The organism is uncultured Maribacter sp., from assembly GCF_947500985.1.
Classification (GTDB): Bacteria; Bacteroidota; Bacteroidia; order Flavobacteriales; family Flavobacteriaceae; genus Maribacter.
On the sequence record NZ_CANMTX010000010.1, the window covers coordinates 43,696 to 61,825 of the forward strand.

Sequence of the window (18,130 nt, forward strand, 5' to 3'; positions counted from 1 at the left end):
TCATGAGTCTATTATACAGACAAATGATTTCTAAATTACTAACTTTAAAAGAAACCTAATTAAACGAGTTATGGGAAAGGGAGATAAAAAATCAAAAAAAGGGAAAATATCTAATAATTCTTACGGGGCAAGACGACCACGTAAAATTAAAAAAAGACCTACTATTGAAGAAAAGATAAAAATTAGTAAAAAGAAATAACCTTAATCATCTATTCTAAATGTTAGCCCTACTTGATTTTCTTCATCTAAAGTAATCTCGTAGGTATAAAAACCTAATGGTAATGAGTCTGAAGATACTTCTGCAGGGGTATAATTCAAACTAGTTGAATCTGTAAGAATTGATATTGTAGTATTGGCATAGCCAGTTTCAAATTCCATATACTCAGAAAACTTACCAGCTTCTACATTCTCATAAACAGTATCTTTCTCTGCTACACGAACTTCTGTAAACAAAAGTTCTGTACTGTTTAGAATACGAATATTAACCAAGTTAACTTCGTCATCTCTATCTGTGCAAGAGAATAGTAATACAACACAAATTACAGAAAGCAATAGAACCCTTTTCATAGACGTATTTTATATAGCTAAGAACGAAAAAGAGTAGATTATATTTTATCTAATAAAGACTGGCTGGTTTTCTTTTAAGGTATGCTCTTGACTAAATTCATAATCGTCTAGATTAAAACCTTTTATATCGGTAAGTGTTTTTGCGTCTGAGTCTAAAATATATCTTACCATAGCACCTCTAGCTTTCTTGGCAAAGAAGCTTATTATTTTCAATTTATCATTTTTCCAATCTTTGAAAATCGGTGTAATAATTTCTGCTTTAATATGCTTTGGTTGTAGCGCACTATAATATTCATTACTTGCCAAATTAACAAGCAATTCACCATCGGTCATTTCATCATTTAAATGATCAGTAAGCCTACTACCCCAATATTCATATAAGTTCTTATTTCTACCAATTTTTAATGAAGTACCCATTTCTAAACGGTAAGGCTGCATTAAATCTAGAGGTTTCAGCATACCATATTGTCCCGATAAAATTCTAAGGCTTTGTTGTAGCTTATCCATTTTTTCTTCGGATAAAGTGTAAGCGTCTAACCCTGTATATACATCACCGCTAAAGGCATATATTGCCGGTCTAGAATTCTCTGGTGTAAACGGTGTTGTAAAATCTTGATTACGCTGCCAGTTCAGTTGCGCCAAATTATCTGAAATAGACATCAATTCTGAAAGTGCTACCGGCTTCTTTTTCTTTAGAATTTTATTTAGCTTTTCAGCATCTTCTATAAATTTTGGAGAAGTAAATTTTGCCATCGGAAGTTCACTTTCGTAATTCAATGACTTAGCCGGAGAAATAACAATTTTCATAGTGCAATTTTAGATGCCCAAAAATAAACAGGATAAGTAGGAAGACCTACAAAAGATAAAAAAGAGTTTAAATAGCGGTATCGAAGAAACTTATTCTGTGCTGTTTTTAGTGTAACCACGCCATTTTTCAATAGCTTTGGTCATATCTTCTGGCACTTCTGAATCGAAACTCATACGTTCACCGGTTACTGGGTGTACAAAACCTAATGTCTTCGCATGTAACGCCTGCCTAGGTAATAATTTAAAAGTGTTCTCAACAAATTGCTTGTATTTTGTAAAGGTTGTTCCTTTTAAAATTTTCTCACCACCATAACGTTCATCATTAAATAACGTATGGCCTATGTACTTCATATGCACACGAATTTGATGTGTTCTACCTGTCTCCAATTTACATGACACAAGTGTAACATACCCTAATCTTTCTAATACCTTGAAATGAGTAACGGCTGCTTTACCTTCTTCCCCTTCAGGAAAAACATGCATTTGTAGACGGTTTTTAGGGTTTCTACCTACATGACCTACTACTGTACCTTCGTCTTCTTCTACATTACCCCAAACTAAAGCTACATACTCTCGTTCAGAAGTTTTATCGAAAAATTGTTTTGCCAAATGGGTCATGGCAGCTTCGGTCTTTGCTACTACTAATAAACCAGAAGTATCTTTATCTATACGATGCACCAAACCTGGTCTCTCATTACTATTTGCCGGTAAATTATCGGTATGAAAAATTAAGGCATTTATTAATGTACCCGAATAATTACCATGACCTGGGTGAACCACCATACCTGCAGGTTTGTTAACTACCAAGAGTACATCATCTTCATAGACGATATCTAATGGAATATCTTCTGGTACCAACAAAAACTCATGTGGCGGATGCTCAAATAATACCTTGACCTCATCGCCTGCTTTGACCTTATAATTAGATTTTACAATCTCATCATTAACCCAAACATGACCGCCTTTTGCAGATTGTTGTATTTTATTTCTTGTAGCATTTTCAATGAAATTCATTAAAAATTTATCTACACGTAAAGGCTCTTGCCCTTTTGACGCTACTACCCTATGGTGCTCAAAAAGCTCTCCATCTTCATTCTCTGGCTGCACAATATTCTCCTCCATCTAATCTTCAGATTCCGATTTAATTACCGCTCTTTCTGTAATACTACCATTACCACAAATCAACTCTATTTTAGAAGTTTTAGGTAGCTTATCGCCAGGCTTAACATACTTGCCCTTAAATTTTATTTGGTATACCATATCCTTACCCAACTCGTCTACATAGGTTACCCTTTGTACATCTAAACCCACTGCCTTCAACATAGAAGATGCGTTACGCTTGGTTACTTGAATAATTTTAGGAACGGTTACTTTTTTATATCCTGACGGATTAACGGTAAAATATATTTTTCTATTCTCCTTTACTTTTGAACCTGCAGTAGGATCCTGCTCAATGATAGAAAACCTAGGGTAATCTGGATTGTAATTTGCCGAATCAAGCACTTCATATCTTAAGCCTGCTTCTTCAATAGATTTTCTCATATCCATAACAGATTTTTTTGAGAAATCTGGCACTTCTACAAACTCACCATGATTGGTGGTACTGTTCAGGTATCTTAATGTGACAAAAATCACAATCGTCAATACCAACAACGCAAGACCAAGCTGAATTAAAAAAGTCTTACTTTTTAAAAAATTGAAAAAATTCCTCATACATATTATTTGACCAGACAAATATAGTAAATGCCCACATACCTTTTAGCAGCTTCGGTTTATAGTTACATCTTACTTAAAAAATTTAATTCATTTTTTATGAATGCTGTTCGTTTTCTTTTTTATTTTATTTCAATACTTCATCTTTGCTTTCACATTCTTAATAGACCATAAAATGAAAAAAAATATAGCAATTATAATGGGCGGGTATTCTAGTGAATATGAAATATCGCTTAAAAGTGGAAATGTGGTCTATGATTACCTGAACAAAGAAAAATTCAATCTTTACAGAATACATATTTTCAAGAGCAAATGGGTCTATGTAGATGATGCCGGTAACGAAACGGCAATTGATCGAAACGACTTCTCCATCCCTTTAAACGGCACATCAATAACGTTTGATTGTGTTTTTAACGCCATACATGGTTCGCCTGGTGAAGACGGACTCATGCAGGCTTATTTTGAACTATTAGAGATAAAACACACCTCTTGCGATTTTTATCAAGCAGCCCTTACGTTCAATAAAAGAGATTTGCTTAGTGTATTGAAACCTTACGGAATTAAGGCTGCACCATCTTACTACCTAAATTTAGGCGATGAAATAAATGAAGCAGAAATAATAAATAAAGTAAAGCTACCTTGTTTCGTAAAGGCAAATAAGTCTGGTAGTAGTTTCGGTATTACTAAAGTCTATAAAGCAGAAGAGCTAAAAAGTGCTATAGAAACTGCTTATAAAGAAGATGATGAAATTATTATTGAAGGTTTTCTTGACGGTACAGAAGTATCTGTGGGCGTTCTAAAACTAAATGGCAAAACAACAGTTTTCCCGATTACAGAAATTGTTTCTGAAAATGACTTCTTTGACTACCAAGCAAAATATGAAGGTAAGTCGCAAGAAATTACTCCTGCAAGAATAAATCCTGAACAATTAGAAAAAGTAACGATCGCATCTAAAAGAATATACGATGTTCTTAAAATGACAGGCTTTTCTAGAAGTGAATTTATATTTATCGGCAACGAACCTTTCTTGTTAGAGATGAACACTACACCTGGTCTTACTACAGAAAGTATACTACCACAACAAGCTAAAGAAGCTGGCATTGAGCTAGGTATGTTATTTGAGTATGCAATTAACGAGGCATTGGCTTAAATTAACTATATTTAAAACGTAAAACCCACCTATGAGACGCGCAATTTTTCCTGGTTCTTTTGATCCTTTAACATTAGGGCATCATGATATTATTATGCGTGGCATAACGCTGTTCGACGAAATAATAATCGCCATTGGAAAAAATGCAGATAAAAAATACATGTTCAGTTTAGAACAGCGTATTTCATTTATAGAAGAGGCATTTAAAGACGTGCCTTCTATTTCAGTAAAGTCATATACAGGTCTAACAGTTGATTTTTGTAAGAAAGTAGATGCAAATTTTATTTTAAGGGGATTACGTAATCCTGGTGATTTTGAATTTGAGAAGGCAATTGCCCATACTAACCGTAAGTTATCGGAGATAGAAACCGTGTTTTTATTGACCTCATCGGGGAAATCATATATAAGCTCATCTATTGTAAGAGACGTAATACGCAACGGTGGTGACTATACGGGCTTAGTACCCGATTCTGTAAGAAAATAGATGTAGTTCATCGGCCTCACAACATCATAGACCACTTCAACCACACTTTTAAGCAAAAACACAACAAAAGCTAAACGTAAGTTAGAATATTCCTATAAATTAGTAGGAAAATTCAACAAAAATATGTTTAAATCACAAAATAGCTCATCTTTTTCTTTAGATTGGATAAATCAGATTCCGTCATCTATAGTTATAATTGATACAGATTTCAAACTGATCAGTGCCTCTCCAAGATGGCAAGCAAATTTTGAATTGGATTTGAATGATATTGAAGGAAAATACTTTCTTGATCTTTTTTCTGAATTATCTCAAGATTTAAAGTCTAGACTTAATTATAGCTTAGAGGGATTAAGAGATATTAAGTTTAAATATAATGCTAAAGATTGCCAATACTCTTCTAAAGATTCTATTTGGCACTTAAACCCTTGGAAAGATGGTTATGGCAATATTATAGGTGTTATAATTAAAGTAGATCCAATTTCAAAAACTCAAGAACTTGAAATGGAACTTAGCAAGACTAAACTTATTCTAAACCAAAAGAGTTCTGTTGCGAAAATAGGTAGTTGGGACTATGATGTACAAAAAGAAGAATTACATTGGACCCCAATAGTAAATAAAATCTACGGTTTACCTTCAGAGTATCAACCTACGCTAGAAAATTCTATCAATTTCTATCTTAAAGAATCTCAAGAAATAATTAAAAAACTAGTTACTGAAGCAATTGATTCAGGTAAACCATGGAATGAAAAATTGCGGTTAAGAAAATCTGATGGAGAAGTTATATGGGTTAATACTATTGGCAGACCCAAATTCAAGGAAAGTAAATGCACCAGAATAATAGGTACAATTCAAAATATTGATGAAAGCACATTACAGAAAAAAAATGCTTTAAATCAATCGCCTACCGAGTATCCTTTATTTGAGAAAGTACCATTCGGACTAGCAATTATAAATTTTACTACCGGTAAACTTTTAGATGTAAATGAACAATTTATAAAACTTACCTCGTTTGAAAAAGAACATTTTTTAGGTCATAATTTTAAAAATTTTGTAAACTCACATATCAAAAGCAAAGGCGCTGAACTTAAAAACCAACTAAAAGAACATGGTTCTTTTAAACCTGTTAAGTTCACCTATACCAACCAAAAGAAACATAATATCAATATTAAGATGACAGGTACTCTAGTAGAAGGTAACTCTGGCGTCACAAGTGTGCTATGCACCTTTGAAAACATTACTTCTCAGACAAAACTAGAGAGAAACCTAAAGAGCACCATTGCATCCTCAAGAGAGAAAAATGAGCAACTACTTAATTTTGCGCACATGGTTTCTCATAATTTAAAAACTCATGCTACTAACTTCTCGTTGTTACTTAATTTCTTAAATGATGAAACCGGAAAGATTCAACGTAACAAATACATGAATATGTTGTTCAGCGCTTCAGATAACTTATCTGAAACCATAAAAGGGCTTCGAGAGATTGTTGCTGTAAAGTCTAGTATTAATGAAGAGAAAAAATTACTTTCTTTAAATGAAAGCCTATTTGTTGTTGAACAGAACGTCACTGGCTTATTAAAAGAAACTTATGGTAAAATTATTAATGAAATACCAGAGACAACTCAAGTAAAGGCATTACCCGCGTATCTTAATAGTATTTTGACTAATTGTATTACCAACTCTATTAAATATAGAAGTCATGATAAAAAACCTATTATCATATTAAGTATTGAAGAGAATAAAAACTATACTGTTTTAAGTATTGAAGATAACGGTCTGGGTATTGATTTAGAAAAATATGGTAATCAGTTGTTTGGGCTTTACAAAACTTTCCACAGAAATAAAGATTCTAGAGGTATTGGTCTATACATTACTAAAAACCAAATGGAAGCTATGAACGGAAAAATAACCGTAGAGAGTATGCCAAATGAAGGAACCACTTTTAGGTTTCACTTCAACAAAAAATAAAATTAATTGAATAAATAGATTATTGATTGTTTTACAACGCAAATGATAACATTCACAACAATTATGTCCCAACAAATAAACAATCCCACTACATTCGTAGGAAATTACATCGGTATGATAAAAGTTCCCCAGGTATCTAATACCTCGTACCTAATTAGACAATTGCCAACACCAACGGCTTTCGTAGACACTAATTATAACATTGTTCAGACATCTGACAAGTGGACGAGTATTTTTAATGAAAATGAGGAGTGTGATAACTCTAGAAGCTTATTTGCGGTTTTTCCGAATTTAAGTGAAAAATGGAAAATGGTATTAGAAAACTGCTTTAAAGGTAATCCTCAGCCTATGGGTATTCATAAAACCATAGATACTAAAAATAATGAACTTTGGTTCGAATGGATCAATGCACCTTGGTATGATACCAATGAGAATATTGTAGGAGCAATTATACAATTAAATAATATTACCGACGCCGTTAGTAATGAATTAGAACTCAATAAAAAAGATTTATTATTACAACAACAAGCAGAAATTACCAAAATTGGAAGATGGGAATATAACATTGTTGATAACCAACTATTTTGGTGTTCTACCACAAAAGCTATTCATGAAGTACCTGAACATTTTTCTCCAAATATTGAAACTGCTCTTTTTTATTATAAAGAAGGGCATAGTAGAAACGCTATATCTATGGCTCTTTTTGAAGCTCAAGATAAAGGAAAACCATGGAGCAATCTAAAGCTACAAATTATTACAACAACAGGTAAGGAAAAGTGGGTAATGGCCGGGGGAAAACCTATTTTTAACAAAGGTGAAATGGTCGGATTAATCGGTACCTTTCAAGACATACACGAACAGGTAGAAGCTGACATAAAAATTATTAATAATGAAAAACTATTAAGAACACTCATTGACAATTTACCTGTAAACGTTTACATAAAGGATACGGAATCAAGAAAGATTCTAATCAACAAAGCAGAATGTGAATATTTAGGAGTTAACGACCCAAAAGAAATTATCGGTAAGAGTGATTTTGAACTCTACCCTTATGAAGCAGCCGAAAAATCTAGAGAAGAAGATTTAGAGGTAATGAATACTCTTAAACCTGTAATTGGAAAAGAAACCGTTAAAACCACTATAGACGGTAAACAAACTTCTTTTTTGAGTTCTAAAATACCATTATTAAATAACAAAGGTTTTGCTTATGGGCTTGTGGGTATTAGTCTAGATATTTCTAAACTAAAAGAAAAAGAAAAAGAGCTTAGAAATATTATAAATATTGCGTCGGTACAGAACAAAAAGTTATTAAACTTTGCACATATTGTTTCGCATAATTTACGTTCCCACTCGGCTAATTTTTCAATGCTTTTAAATTTTTTAGAAACCGAAAAAGATGAGGGAGAAAAGAAAAATATAATATCAATGCTTACTACGGCTTCAAATAATTTATTGGAAACATTAGATAACCTTAATGAAGTTGTTTCAATAAATACAAATACAAATATTGCAATCAAAGAAATAAATCTAAATAATAAAGTAATTGACTTGTGTGATAATCTTTCTCCTTTTATTGCTATAAATAGTGGGAAGATTGAAAACAACATTCCGGATAATTTCAACATAAAATCCGTACCAGCATACTTAGATAGTATATTAACAAACTTTATCACTAATGCGATAAAATACAAACATCCAGATAGAGAAGCCCTTGTAATTTTAAGTGCAGAGAAAAAGGGAGGCTATTCTATTTTAACCATTACTGATAACGGTTTAGGTATTGATTTAGATAAATATGGAAAAAAACTATTTGGTATGTACAACACATTTCATGAACACAAAGATGCTAGAGGTATCGGTTTATACCTTACTAAAAATCAAATTGATGCCATGAACGGTAAAGTGGAAGTAACTAGCGAAACTGGAAAAGGAACAGAATTTAAAATTTTCTTCAATGACAAAAATTAGTGATATTACCATTATTGACGATGATGCTATAACGGTCTTCGGTTTACGTAAATTAATAACTTCAAGTGTTGAATACAACACTATTGAATCTTATTCCAATGGTAAAATTGCATTAGACGCAATAACAGCTTTTTTAAATAATAACCAGCAAATACCTCAGATTATATTTTTAGATATTAACATGCCAATTATGGATGGATGGGAATTTCTAAAAGCTTTTCTCGAGCTTCCAATTACCCAAACTATTAGAATAAATATTGTAACATCATCAATCGACCCTCGCGATTATAAACAATGGGAGTTTTTTAAAAATAAAAGCCACCATTTAATCACTTTCAATCAAAAACCAATCGACAGAAATAAAATAACAGAAATTACTCAACTTGCTTAATGCTATAAAGTAATCGTTATTTTTACAATCAATTATTGGCACTAATCACCTCTTTAATTGTTTGTACATGAAATATATATCACTCTTCTTTTTGGCTATTTTATTTTTCTCTTGCGAGAGTAAAGTTGAAAATACCAAAACCAATTACCCGACTCCTTTCGAAACTTCGAACAAGACAGAAACTGCGACCTATGAACAGGTACTAGATTTTTACCTAAAACTGTCTCAAGAGTTTTCTACTATAAACATACAGACCATTGGCACAACTGATAGCGGAAAACCATTACACGTAGTCACCTATAGTACAAAGGGTGATTTTGATTTTAAAAAATTAGGTGAAAATAATACCATGATGTTGATTAACAACGGTATTCACCCAGGTGAAAGTGATGGTATTGATGCCACCATGTTACTTTTTCGTGATTTGGCAAGCAATGAAATTGAAACACCGAAAGAGACGATCATAGCTACTATACCTATTTACAACGTTGGTGGTGCATTAAACAGAAATAGTACTTCTAGAGCTAACCAAAATGGACCTCTGGAATACGGATTTAGAGGTAATGCCAAAAATTATGATCTTAATAGAGATTTCATTAAAACCGATACCAAGAACGCTGCAACTTTTGCCGAAATATTTCATCTTATAAATCCTGATGTGTTTATAGACAATCATGTTAGCAATGGTGCCGATTACCAATATGCCTTAACCCATCTCTTTACACAACATAATAAATTAGGCGGAAAATTAGGTGAATATATTCATGATTCATTGATGCCTCAATTACAAGAATCATTAGCAAAATCGAATTGGGATATTACTCCGTATGTGAATGTATTTAATACTCCACCAGAAAAGGGATTTCAACAATTTATGGACCACCCAAGATATTCTACCGGCTATACTACACTGTTCAATACTGTAGGTATGATGGTCGAGACACATATGTTAAAACCATACGACAAGCGTGTAGCAGGAACTTATGAATTGATGCGAAAAATGATTGCCATAACTGAAAAAGATGGCGATAAAATTAGAAAGCTACGTGATGCCGCTTTATCATCTTTTGACGAAGATGAATATTACTACATAGCATGGACAATTGATACCACCAAAGTATCTAATTATATTTTCAAAGGCTTTAAGGCAGATACTATTATTAGTGCGGTTACTGGTTTAAAAAGGCTAAAGTACAACCGAGAGTTGCCGATTGAAACCGAAGTTGCTTATCAAGATTATTATAAATCTTCAGATTCCGTTAAAATTCCTAAAGCATATATTTTAGGTAGACAATGGCAAAATGTAATTGAAAAATTAGAATTAAATAAGATCCTATACACCACGCTTCAAAAAGATTCGACACTTGCAGTAGAATCTTATAAAATCAATGATTATAAAACGTACACATCGCCCTATGAAGGGCACTACCCTCATTATAATACTACCGTAAACGTCACAAATAGCACTAAAGAATTTCATGCGGGAGATATTATAATACCTACCAATCAACCAGGTTTTAGATATCTTTTAGAAACATTAGAACCCGCTGCAATTGACTCCTTTTTTAATTGGAATTTCTTTGACACTATACTACAGCAAAAAGAAGGATTCTCACCTTATGTGTTTGAAGATACCGCATTAAAAATGCTAGAAAATGATGCTGTTTTGAAAGCCAAATTTGAAAATAAAAAAAAGCTTGATTCAGATTTCAATGAAAACTGGCACAAGCAATTAGACTGGCTTTTTAAACAAAGTGAACTTTATGAAAAGGCACATTTACAATATCCTGTGTATAGAATAAAAAAGTAAAACCTAATCTTCGCCGAACAAGATTTTAATATTTACATAAGAATTCTCAAGAGCCTTTTGAATTTTAGCTGGGCCTTTCCATTTCACTTTAAATATTCCTTCCTTTTTTTCAGGTTTTAATGTACCTTCAAAATCGGTACTCATAGCGTACCAATATACTTGCTTCAGTTTATTGACTCCGTTACGTTTAAAAATGTGATATGTGGTACGTATATAACTATCAATAACAAGATTTCTTACGCCAGTTTCTTCTTCAACTTCGCGAATAGCACATTCTTCTATAGATTCACCCTTATCTAACTTACCTTTTGGTAAATCCCATTTATCGTTTCTATAGATAAAAAGTACTTTTCCTTTCTTATTTTTAACCACGCCACCACCAGCAATGACCATAGGAATTTCTTTAGTGAACTTCTTTAAAATTTCATCGTGGTTAGGGTGATAAATGAACGCTTCTTTCAACTTCCCTTTCCTCAATGAACTTATTGCATCTTCAATAGATTCTTGATTTAACAAAAAATACTCCCCATTTGTAGTATCAGAGAGTTTATTTGTCAAAATCAAAGGCAATTCATTAACAAAAACTTTATACATTTGCGTCATGGTTTTAGACAAAAACACTGCAAAAAAAACAGCAGAGCTTCTCCTGCAAATTAATGCAATAAAATTGAAACCCGAAAATCCTTTTACATGGGCTTCGGGCTGGAAATCTCCAATATATTGCGACAATAGAATTTTACTCTCTTATCCTATCATCAGAAACTACGTTCGCGATGAAATGGCAAAGCAAGTTGAACAACTTTATGGCAAGCCAGATTGTATCGTTGGGGTTGCTACAGGAGCAATAGGAATAGGAGCTCTAGTTGCCGATAAACTTAATTTACCTTTCGTATACGTAAGACCTGAGCCTAAATCTCATGGTCGTCAAAATCAGATAGAAGGTCATTTAGAAGCACACCAAACAGTTGTCGTCATTGAAGATTTGATTAGTACTGGCAAAAGTAGTTTAAACGCTGTTGATGCTTTAAGAGCTGTTGATGCGAACGTAAAAGGTATGTTAGCCGTTTTCACTTACGGTTTTGAAACAGCTGCAAATAACTTTAAAGAAAAAAATACCGAACTGCACACTTTAAGTAGCTACGAATATCTTATTGAACAAGCATCTGATACTGGTTATGTAAAAGAAGAGCAGTTAATTACATTAATGGAATGGAGGAAAGACCCTTCAAAATGGACAAATAAATAGTTATGTTAATAGAAACACCAAAGACACAAGTATCTAAAAGTACAGAAGATACTTTCAACTTTTTGAATGACCTGCCTAATTTTAGACAGTTAATGCCAGAGAATATTGACAAATTTGAAGTTTTGAACGAGAATAGATTTCTTTTTGCTTTAAAAGGAATGCCAGAAATTGTTTTGGAGAAAAAAGAACAAACACCTTTTACCCAAATTGTTTTAGGTGCTGCCAGCGAAAAACTACCATTTACGTTAACTGCAGATATTATAGAAATAGAAAGCGACAAAAGTGAGGTCGTTTTAAGTTTTAAAGGTGAATTCAATGCTATGATGGCGATGATGATAAAAAAACCTATCACTAATTTCATAAATACATTATCAACAAATTTGGGTACAGTTTAATACAACAGTTGTATTTCTTTCAACCCATACTCTTGATAATCACCATTTTCAAGTTTCACTATAAGCTTACCGCTAATTGAAACTTCCTCTATTGTTCCTTTAAATAGTGTATCATGTCGGTTCTTAAAAGTACTCTTCTCTCCTATTTTAAATAATTGAGAATGATATTGAGCGTACAATTCATTCTCTAGAGATTGTATTGGCTTATTTAAATAGCTATGCAATTGTTCTATTAAAGAATAAAATACCGAATCAAGATCAAATACGGTACCCACAATATTTTTTAATGAAGACGCATTTGGAGCTTTTTCGAACACTTCTTGATTCACATTCAACCCAAAACCAACTATACTTCGTTTTATTTTAGATCCAGATAAAATATTTTCGATAAGAATACCTCCTATTTTATTATTACCTGACAGAATGTCGTTAGGCCATTTTATACTCAAATCAGGTATACCTAAACGTTTTAAACCATCTATTATCGCAAGAGACACACAAACACTTACCAAAAAAACTTCTTTAATAGGTACATCTATATTACTCTTCAATACACTGAAAGCTAGGTTTTTACCTGGCTCAGATTCCCATTTTGCATTCATTTGACCTCTGCCAGAAGTTTGATTCCTAGTTGTAATTACAGTAAAATCTTTCAATTCTTTTTGAAATGATAACTCTTTTAAATAGGTGTTTGTAGATTGCGTGGCATCAAGTTTGATTATTTGCATTTACTGTTCTTATTGTGAATCTATAATCTATTGTTAAAAACTAGTCCTAAAAGAACAAAAAAATAATAACTTTGTAAAAATTAAAATTTTTGAATGCAGGAAAGTAAAACTAGCAAAGATGAGTTAATTGCATTAATAATTCAGGGAATTGACGAAGTAAAAGGTCATAACATTAACCTATTAGATTTAAGAGAAATTGAGAATACCGTTTGTGACTACTTCATAGTTTGTAACGGTACTTCAAATACGCATGTAAATGCGATTGTAGGTTCTATCCAAAAAACAGTAAGTAAAGCGATTCAAGATAAACCTTGGCACGTAGAAGGCGAAGACAATGCCGAATGGGTATTAATGGACTATGTTAATGTAGTAGTTCATGTATTCCAGAAGCAAGTACGAGAATTTTATGATATAGAAGGTTTATGGGGAGATGCAAAATTCACAACCATAGAAAGTAGCGTAAACTAATAAAAAATTAAAATGGCAAAAGAAAACAAAACAAATCCGAAAAAACCAAAATTTAGCTCTTGGTGGATTTATGGATTAGTAGCAGTATTACTAATTGGATTTCAATTATTCAATAGTGATGATTTAGCTAGTACCAATAAAACGACTACTTCAGAATTACAACAGTACTTAAGAAATGGTGATGTAAAGAAGATTCTAATTATTACGAATACCAATCAAGCAAAAGTCTTTTTAAAAGATGAAGCTATTGCTAAAGATGTTCATAAAGATTTGAATGAAAAATCATTTCTACCATCTTCAGGTAATTTACCACAGTATACTTTAGACTATGGTGATCTTCAAATATTTCAAAATGAAATAACTGAAATCAAAAAAGAAAATAATTTAGATACGATTATTGAATTTGGTAAAGAATCTACAGCCATTTTAGATTTCTTACTATCCTTATTGCCATTTGTTCTAATCATTGGTATATGGATATATTTAATGCGTAGAATGTCTGGCGGCGGCGGCGGTGGCGCTGGAGGTCAAATATTTAATATCGGTAAATCTAAAGCCAAGTTATTTGACGAAAAAACAGATACTAGAACATCTTTTAAAGATGTTGCCGGTCTAGAAGGAGCAAAAGAAGAAGTTGAAGAGATTGTAGATTTCTTAAGAAATCCAGACAAATACACTTCATTAGGTGGTAAAATTCCTAAAGGTGCATTATTAGTTGGCCCTCCAGGTACCGGTAAAACCCTTTTGGCAAAAGCCGTTGCAGGTGAAGCTAAAGTGCCTTTCTTTTCACTATCAGGTTCTGATTTCGTTGAAATGTTCGTAGGTGTTGGTGCTTCTAGAGTACGTGACCTTTTTAAACAAGCGAAAGACAAATCACCAGCTATTATTTTCATTGACGAAATTGATGCTATCGGTAGAGCTAGAGGTAAAAATAATTTTACCGGTTCTAACGATGAGCGTGAAAATACATTGAACCAATTATTAACCGAAATGGATGGTTTCGGTACAAATACAAATGTTATTGTACTTGCAGCTACTAACCGTGCAGATGTATTGGATAAAGCTTTAATGCGTGCAGGTAGATTTGACAGACAAATTTATGTTGACCTTCCAGATATTCGCGAGCGTAAAGAAATTTTCGAAGTTCACTTAAGACCTATTAAAACTGCTGAAACTTTAGATTTAGATTTCTTAGCAAGACAAACACCTGGTTTCTCTGGTGCAGATATTGCAAATGTTTGTAACGAAGCAGCATTAATTGCAGCCCGTAATGAGAAAAAAGCGGTTACTAAACAAGATTTCTTAGATGCAGTAGATAGAATCGTTGGTGGTCTAGAAAAGAAAAATAAAATCATTACTCCTGGTGAGAAGGAAACTATTGCTTATCACGAAGCTGGTCATGCAACCACAAGTTGGATGTTAGAACATGCTGCTCCTTTAGTGAAGGTGACCATCGTACCTAGAGGACAGTCCTTAGGTGCTGCATGGTATTTACCAGAAGAGCGTTTAATAGTTAGACCAGAACAAATGTTGGACGAAATGTGTGCAACAATGGGAGGTAGAGCTGCCGAGAAAGTTATTTTCAATAAAATATCTACTGGTGCATTAAGTGATCTAGAGAAAGTAACCAAGCAAGCTCGTGCAATGGTAACTATCTATGGCCTTAATGATGAAATAGGAAACATAACTTATTATGATTCTGCTGGGCAAGATTCTTATGGTTTTTCAAAACCTTACAGTGAAGATACCGCTCGAAAAATTGATGCAGAAATATCTAAAATCATAGAAGAGCAGTACCAAAGAGCAATTAAAGTGCTTACCGATAATAAGGACAAATTAACGACCTTAGCCGAACGATTGTTAGAGAAAGAAGTTATCTTTAAAGAAGATTTAGAAAAAATATTTGGTGTTAGAAATTTTGAAAAAGATATCCTAGCATTAGAAAACAAAAAAAATCTTGAAAAGTTAAAAGATTCAGACTCAAATTTAGATTCTGATTCAAAAACGGAAGAGGAAGAAATTACAGAGAATAAATAAAATTGCTGTACTTTAGTTTAGCAATTATTTCAATAACGTAAATGGGGTTTTTAGATATTTTATTTGGTGGTGGTAAGAAGAAAGTTTCGAAAGAAACTGCTGAAACGCGTGGCGACCACATGCCAGATTTAAATATCCCTGTTGATGAAAAATTTACTATACATTTTAAACAGAATGGCGGTAAATTTATTTATTGTGATTCTGATTTAGAAGTTTCCAGGGCAATAGAAAATATTGTTACCGAAAATAATTGGGAGAGTGAGCCTTTCTTTGTTCTCAATGAAAGGCTAGCCCAAAAATTCTCAAAAGAAGCTATTACTTTTACAGATAAATCTCGTGATAGCGAGGTCTTCTTTACCACTTGCGAGCATCTTATCGCTCAAAATGGAAGTATTCTTGTATGTTCTAATCAACTACACGAGAAAAAAGTAAATGAACTACCAAGTAACGTTGTAGTTTTCGCAACAACAAGTCAACTGGTAGAATCTATAGGTGAAGGTTTAAAGACCATCAAGAAAAAATATGGTCAAAAAATACCGGCCAATATCACTACATTAAAACACTTTAAAGCTACCGCAGAGAATTCAGATGATTTTCTAACATATGGTAGTAGTACTAAAAATCTTTATCTTTTACTTCTGGAAGATTTATAGTATGAAAGAAATTTTAAGAAGGTCACTAACTGGGGCTGTCTACATTATATTATTATTGTCAGCAGTCTTTTTAAGTTCTGATGCTTTCGATTTTTTATTCATGACTTTTGGTTTAGCATGTTTATACGAGTATAAAAAATTGGTCCACTTAAAAGGCTATCACATTTTTGCTGCGTATTTGGCTTTATGGTGGGCTTTTATTTATCTAGTAAAAGATCAACAAATAATCAATATTTTAATGGTTGTTACTATAGTTGTTGATATTTATCTTCTGATTAACCTTTTTACTAAAAAACCGATAAAATTTAATACACCAATGAAGTTTATAGTTGGTCTATTTTATATAGGCGGCGGATGTATCTTTCTAACAATGATACCTTACAAGAATGACGCCTTTGCCAAATTATTAATTATGGGCATCTTTATACTAATATGGGTAAATGATTCATTTGCCTACTTGGTAGGTAAAAGCATAGGTAGAACCAAATTATTTCCTTCAGTTTCTCCTAAGAAAACTATTGAAGGTACCTTAGGAGGCTTTATATTTGCACTAATAGCCGCATATTTAATGGCTACCTTTGAAGCTTTAATTAGCCCAATTCAATGGATGATACTTGCAACTGTAATTGTTGTTGCCGGTAGCTTGGGCGATTTAATAGAATCAAAATTAAAAAGAGCAGCTGGTGTTAAAGACAGTGGCGCTATATTACCAGGCCATGGTGGCATGTTAGATCGCTTAGATAGTTTGGTCTTTGCTGCTCCATTTGCTTATTTAACCTTAAATATATTTAGTTATGTTTCATAAAGAGGGACAAAAAATTATATTGTTTTCTTTTTGTTTAGTAGGAATCAGCGTACTCTTAGCTCATTTCTTTATTGATATATCTTGGTTAAAACTGACCATTCAATTACTGGGTTTAATACTATTGATAATTATTCTTCAGTTTTTCAGAAACCCAAAAAGAGTTGCTGCTAAAGATTTCAACGAAATTCTGTCTCCAGTTGATGGTAAGGTCGTTGTTATTGAAGAAGTTTTTGAAAAAGAATTCTTTAAAGAAAAGAGAAGGCAAGTTTCTATTTTCATGTCTCCTGTAAATGTTCACGTAACAAGATACCCAGCAAGTGGTAGTATCATTTTTTCTAAATATCACCCTGGTAAATTTCTAGTTGCATGGCACCCCAAATCTAGTGAAGAGAACGAAAGAACTACTGTAGTTATAAAAACACCGAAATTTGGCGAAATTTTATATCGGCAAATTGCAGGTGCATTAGCTAGACGTATTGTTAATTACGCAGAAAAAGGGGAAAGTGTACAGCAAGGTGATGACGCAGGATTTATAAAATTTGGCTCTAGAGTAGATTTATTTTTACCTCTAGATTGTCAAATTAATGTAAAGCTAAACCAGAAAGTTAAAGGTGCAGAGACTTGTATAGCTACTTTTGTTGACCCAAATGAAAATGAAGAAATTACGTATTGAATTTGAGGAAACCGTTGTTTTGGTCAATAACTTTAACGAACCAATACCGGCTGACATACTTTTAAAGCTATACGCGTATTATAAAATAGCCAATTCAAATTTTGACAATCCTGGTAGCAAAACACCCTTAATTAATGCTTTTAAAGCAAATGCATTGTTTCAAGCTAAGAACATGAGCAAGAAAAAAGCGATGCAAGCTTATATTGATTTAGCCACCAAAGAACTAAAATGATAATTATCGATTATCTAAACATTAGTTGACGTCGTGTC

At 32.8% G+C, this 18,130-nt stretch carries 21 protein-coding genes; 15 read left to right on the plus strand and 6 right to left on the minus strand.

Translation table 11 applies throughout. The features are described from left to right. Positions 1 to 70: 70 nt before the first annotated feature. Positions 71 to 199: a 30S ribosomal protein THX gene (locus Q0871_RS16810; RefSeq protein WP_073247302.1), complete on the plus strand. Its 129-nt coding sequence runs from the start codon at positions 71 to 73 to the stop codon at positions 197 to 199. Between the two features lie 2 nt (positions 200 to 201). Here the strand turns inward: Q0871_RS16810 and Q0871_RS16815 are convergent, their stop codons facing one another. The 4 genes from Q0871_RS16815 to Q0871_RS16830 all read right to left on the minus strand — a co-directional run bounded on the left by Q0871_RS16815 (position 202) and on the right by Q0871_RS16830 (position 3,087). After that, positions 202 to 567 (minus strand): hypothetical protein, encoded by a 366-nt coding sequence (locus tag Q0871_RS16815; RefSeq protein WP_299325729.1) that lies wholly within the window; start codon positions 565 to 567, stop codon positions 202 to 204. Positions 568 to 612: 45 nt separating this feature from the next. Beyond that, complete coding sequence (gene yaaA / locus Q0871_RS16820; protein ID WP_299325730.1) at positions 613 to 1,374, minus strand: peroxide stress protein YaaA; 762 nt, start codon at positions 1,372 to 1,374, stop codon at positions 613 to 615. Positions 1,375 to 1,464: 90 nt separating this feature from the next. Next, positions 1,465 to 2,496, minus strand: coding sequence for an RluA family pseudouridine synthase (locus Q0871_RS16825; protein WP_299325732.1), 1,032 nt, complete (start codon positions 2,494 to 2,496; stop codon positions 1,465 to 1,467). Next, positions 2,497 to 3,087: a PASTA domain-containing protein gene (locus tag Q0871_RS16830; RefSeq protein ID WP_299325735.1), complete on the minus strand. Its 591-nt coding sequence runs from the start codon at positions 3,085 to 3,087 to the stop codon at positions 2,497 to 2,499. 175 nt (positions 3,088 to 3,262) lie between these two features. Between Q0871_RS16830 and Q0871_RS16835 the strand changes: the two genes are divergently transcribed. The 6 genes from Q0871_RS16835 (at position 3,263) to Q0871_RS16860 (ending at position 10,855) form a co-directional block, all read left to right on the plus strand. Then, positions 3,263 to 4,237, plus strand: coding sequence for a D-alanine--D-alanine ligase (locus Q0871_RS16835; RefSeq protein ID WP_299325737.1), 975 nt, complete (start codon positions 3,263 to 3,265; stop codon positions 4,235 to 4,237). 31 nt (positions 4,238 to 4,268) lie between these two features. Beyond that, entirely contained in the window at positions 4,269 to 4,721 is a 453-nt protein-coding gene (gene coaD, locus Q0871_RS16840; RefSeq protein ID WP_133674577.1) for a pantetheine-phosphate adenylyltransferase, read from the plus strand. 123 nt (positions 4,722 to 4,844) lie between these two features. Then, the gene (locus Q0871_RS16845; RefSeq protein WP_299325743.1) at positions 4,845 to 6,686 is read left to right on the plus strand and encodes a PAS domain-containing protein; all 1,842 of its coding nucleotides are present in this window, start codon (positions 4,845 to 4,847) and stop codon (positions 6,684 to 6,686) included. A 63-nt stretch (positions 6,687 to 6,749) separates the two neighbouring features. Further along, complete coding sequence (locus Q0871_RS16850; protein ID WP_299325745.1) at positions 6,750 to 8,654, plus strand: PAS domain-containing sensor histidine kinase; 1,905 nt, start codon at positions 6,750 to 6,752, stop codon at positions 8,652 to 8,654. After that, positions 8,641 to 9,045, plus strand: coding sequence for a response regulator (locus Q0871_RS16855; protein ID WP_299325747.1), 405 nt, complete (start codon positions 8,641 to 8,643; stop codon positions 9,043 to 9,045). The genes Q0871_RS16850 and Q0871_RS16855 overlap by 14 nt, the downstream gene beginning before the upstream one ends. 67 nt (positions 9,046 to 9,112) lie before the next feature. Further along, entirely contained in the window at positions 9,113 to 10,855 is a 1,743-nt protein-coding gene (locus Q0871_RS16860) for a M14 family metallopeptidase (protein WP_299325749.1), read from the plus strand. A 3-nt stretch (positions 10,856 to 10,858) separates the two neighbouring features. Here the strand turns inward: Q0871_RS16860 and Q0871_RS16865 are convergent, their stop codons facing one another. Next, a complete protein-coding gene (locus Q0871_RS16865; RefSeq protein ID WP_299325751.1) occupies positions 10,859 to 11,449 on the minus strand; it encodes an NUDIX domain-containing protein in 591 nt (196 codons plus the stop codon). Positions 11,450 to 11,456: 7 nt separating this feature from the next. On the opposite strand from Q0871_RS16865, the gene pyrE reads away from it, so the two are divergent. Beyond that, a complete protein-coding gene (gene pyrE, locus Q0871_RS16870; RefSeq protein WP_299325753.1) occupies positions 11,457 to 12,101 on the plus strand; it encodes an orotate phosphoribosyltransferase in 645 nt (214 codons plus the stop codon). A gap of 2 nt (positions 12,102 to 12,103) precedes the next feature. After that, a complete protein-coding gene (locus Q0871_RS16875; protein WP_299325755.1) occupies positions 12,104 to 12,496 on the plus strand; it encodes an SRPBCC family protein in 393 nt (130 codons plus the stop codon). Here Q0871_RS16875 and Q0871_RS16880 read toward each other — a convergent pair. Beyond that, positions 12,493 to 13,224 carry a biotin--[acetyl-CoA-carboxylase] ligase gene (locus Q0871_RS16880; protein ID WP_299325757.1) on the minus strand — a complete coding sequence of 244 codons (732 nt, stop codon included), beginning with the start codon at positions 13,222 to 13,224 and terminating at the stop codon, positions 12,493 to 12,495. The two genes, Q0871_RS16875 and Q0871_RS16880, sit on opposite strands and share 4 nt — an antisense overlap. A gap of 93 nt (positions 13,225 to 13,317) precedes the next feature. Between Q0871_RS16880 and rsfS the strand changes: the two genes are divergently transcribed. Genes rsfS through Q0871_RS16910 form a run of 6 tightly spaced genes read left to right on the plus strand, consistent with a single transcriptional unit; the run spans position 13,318 to position 18,092 of the window. Then, on the plus strand, positions 13,318 to 13,692 hold the full coding sequence (gene rsfS / locus Q0871_RS16885; protein WP_133674568.1) for a ribosome silencing factor: 375 nt from the start codon (positions 13,318 to 13,320) through the stop codon (positions 13,690 to 13,692). Positions 13,693 to 13,704: 12 nt separating this feature from the next. Then, the gene (gene ftsH / locus Q0871_RS16890) at positions 13,705 to 15,729 is read left to right on the plus strand and encodes an ATP-dependent zinc metalloprotease FtsH (protein ID WP_299325762.1); all 2,025 of its coding nucleotides are present in this window, start codon (positions 13,705 to 13,707) and stop codon (positions 15,727 to 15,729) included. A gap of 41 nt (positions 15,730 to 15,770) precedes the next feature. Beyond that, positions 15,771 to 16,382, plus strand: a complete 612-nt coding sequence (locus Q0871_RS16895) for an LUD domain-containing protein (RefSeq protein WP_299325764.1) — start codon at positions 15,771 to 15,773, stop codon at positions 16,380 to 16,382. A 1-nt stretch (position 16,383) separates the two neighbouring features. Then, complete coding sequence (locus Q0871_RS16900; protein WP_299325766.1) at positions 16,384 to 17,187, plus strand: phosphatidate cytidylyltransferase; 804 nt, start codon at positions 16,384 to 16,386, stop codon at positions 17,185 to 17,187. Next, positions 17,177 to 17,860 carry a phosphatidylserine decarboxylase family protein gene (locus Q0871_RS16905; protein WP_299325769.1) on the plus strand — a complete coding sequence of 228 codons (684 nt, stop codon included), beginning with the start codon at positions 17,177 to 17,179 and terminating at the stop codon, positions 17,858 to 17,860. The genes Q0871_RS16900 and Q0871_RS16905 overlap by 11 nt, the downstream gene beginning before the upstream one ends. Continuing rightward, on the plus strand, positions 17,841 to 18,092 hold the full coding sequence (locus Q0871_RS16910; protein ID WP_299325771.1) for an acyl-CoA-binding protein: 252 nt from the start codon (positions 17,841 to 17,843) through the stop codon (positions 18,090 to 18,092). Before Q0871_RS16905 ends, Q0871_RS16910 begins: the two co-directional genes overlap by 20 nt. The last annotated feature ends 38 nt before the right edge of the window (positions 18,093 to 18,130 follow it).

Coding starts and splice junctions, on each gene's coding strand:
- Q0871_RS16810 (WP_073247302.1), top strand. CDS start 71: ATGGGAAAGGGAGATAAAAAATCAAAAAAAGGGAAAATATCTAATAAT.
- Q0871_RS16815 (WP_299325729.1), bottom strand. CDS start 567: ATGAAAAGGGTTCTATTGCTTTCTGTAATTTGTGTTGTATTACTATTC.
- yaaA (WP_299325730.1), bottom strand. CDS start 1,374: ATGAAAATTGTTATTTCTCCGGCTAAGTCATTGAATTACGAAAGTGAA.
- Q0871_RS16825 (WP_299325732.1), bottom strand. CDS start 2,496: ATGGAGGAGAATATTGTGCAGCCAGAGAATGAAGATGGAGAGCTTTTT.
- Q0871_RS16830 (WP_299325735.1), bottom strand. CDS start 3,087: ATGAGGAATTTTTTCAATTTTTTAAAAAGTAAGACTTTTTTAATTCAG.
- Q0871_RS16835 (WP_299325737.1), top strand. CDS start 3,263: ATGAAAAAAAATATAGCAATTATAATGGGCGGGTATTCTAGTGAATAT.
- coaD (WP_133674577.1), top strand. CDS start 4,269: ATGAGACGCGCAATTTTTCCTGGTTCTTTTGATCCTTTAACATTAGGG.
- Q0871_RS16845 (WP_299325743.1), top strand. CDS start 4,845: ATGTTTAAATCACAAAATAGCTCATCTTTTTCTTTAGATTGGATAAAT.
- Q0871_RS16850 (WP_299325745.1), top strand. CDS start 6,750: ATGTCCCAACAAATAAACAATCCCACTACATTCGTAGGAAATTACATC.
- Q0871_RS16855 (WP_299325747.1), top strand. CDS start 8,641: ATGACAAAAATTAGTGATATTACCATTATTGACGATGATGCTATAACG.
- Q0871_RS16860 (WP_299325749.1), top strand. CDS start 9,113: ATGAAATATATATCACTCTTCTTTTTGGCTATTTTATTTTTCTCTTGC.
- Q0871_RS16865 (WP_299325751.1), bottom strand. CDS start 11,449: ATGTATAAAGTTTTTGTTAATGAATTGCCTTTGATTTTGACAAATAAA.
- pyrE (WP_299325753.1), top strand. CDS start 11,457: ATGGTTTTAGACAAAAACACTGCAAAAAAAACAGCAGAGCTTCTCCTG.
- Q0871_RS16875 (WP_299325755.1), top strand. CDS start 12,104: ATGTTAATAGAAACACCAAAGACACAAGTATCTAAAAGTACAGAAGAT.
- Q0871_RS16880 (WP_299325757.1), bottom strand. CDS start 13,224: ATGCAAATAATCAAACTTGATGCCACGCAATCTACAAACACCTATTTA.
- rsfS (WP_133674568.1), top strand. CDS start 13,318: ATGCAGGAAAGTAAAACTAGCAAAGATGAGTTAATTGCATTAATAATT.
- ftsH (WP_299325762.1), top strand. CDS start 13,705: ATGGCAAAAGAAAACAAAACAAATCCGAAAAAACCAAAATTTAGCTCT.
- Q0871_RS16895 (WP_299325764.1), top strand. CDS start 15,771: ATGGGGTTTTTAGATATTTTATTTGGTGGTGGTAAGAAGAAAGTTTCG.
- Q0871_RS16900 (WP_299325766.1), top strand. CDS start 16,384: ATGAAAGAAATTTTAAGAAGGTCACTAACTGGGGCTGTCTACATTATA.
- Q0871_RS16905 (WP_299325769.1), top strand. CDS start 17,177: ATGTTTCATAAAGAGGGACAAAAAATTATATTGTTTTCTTTTTGTTTA.
- Q0871_RS16910 (WP_299325771.1), top strand. CDS start 17,841: ATGAAGAAATTACGTATTGAATTTGAGGAAACCGTTGTTTTGGTCAAT.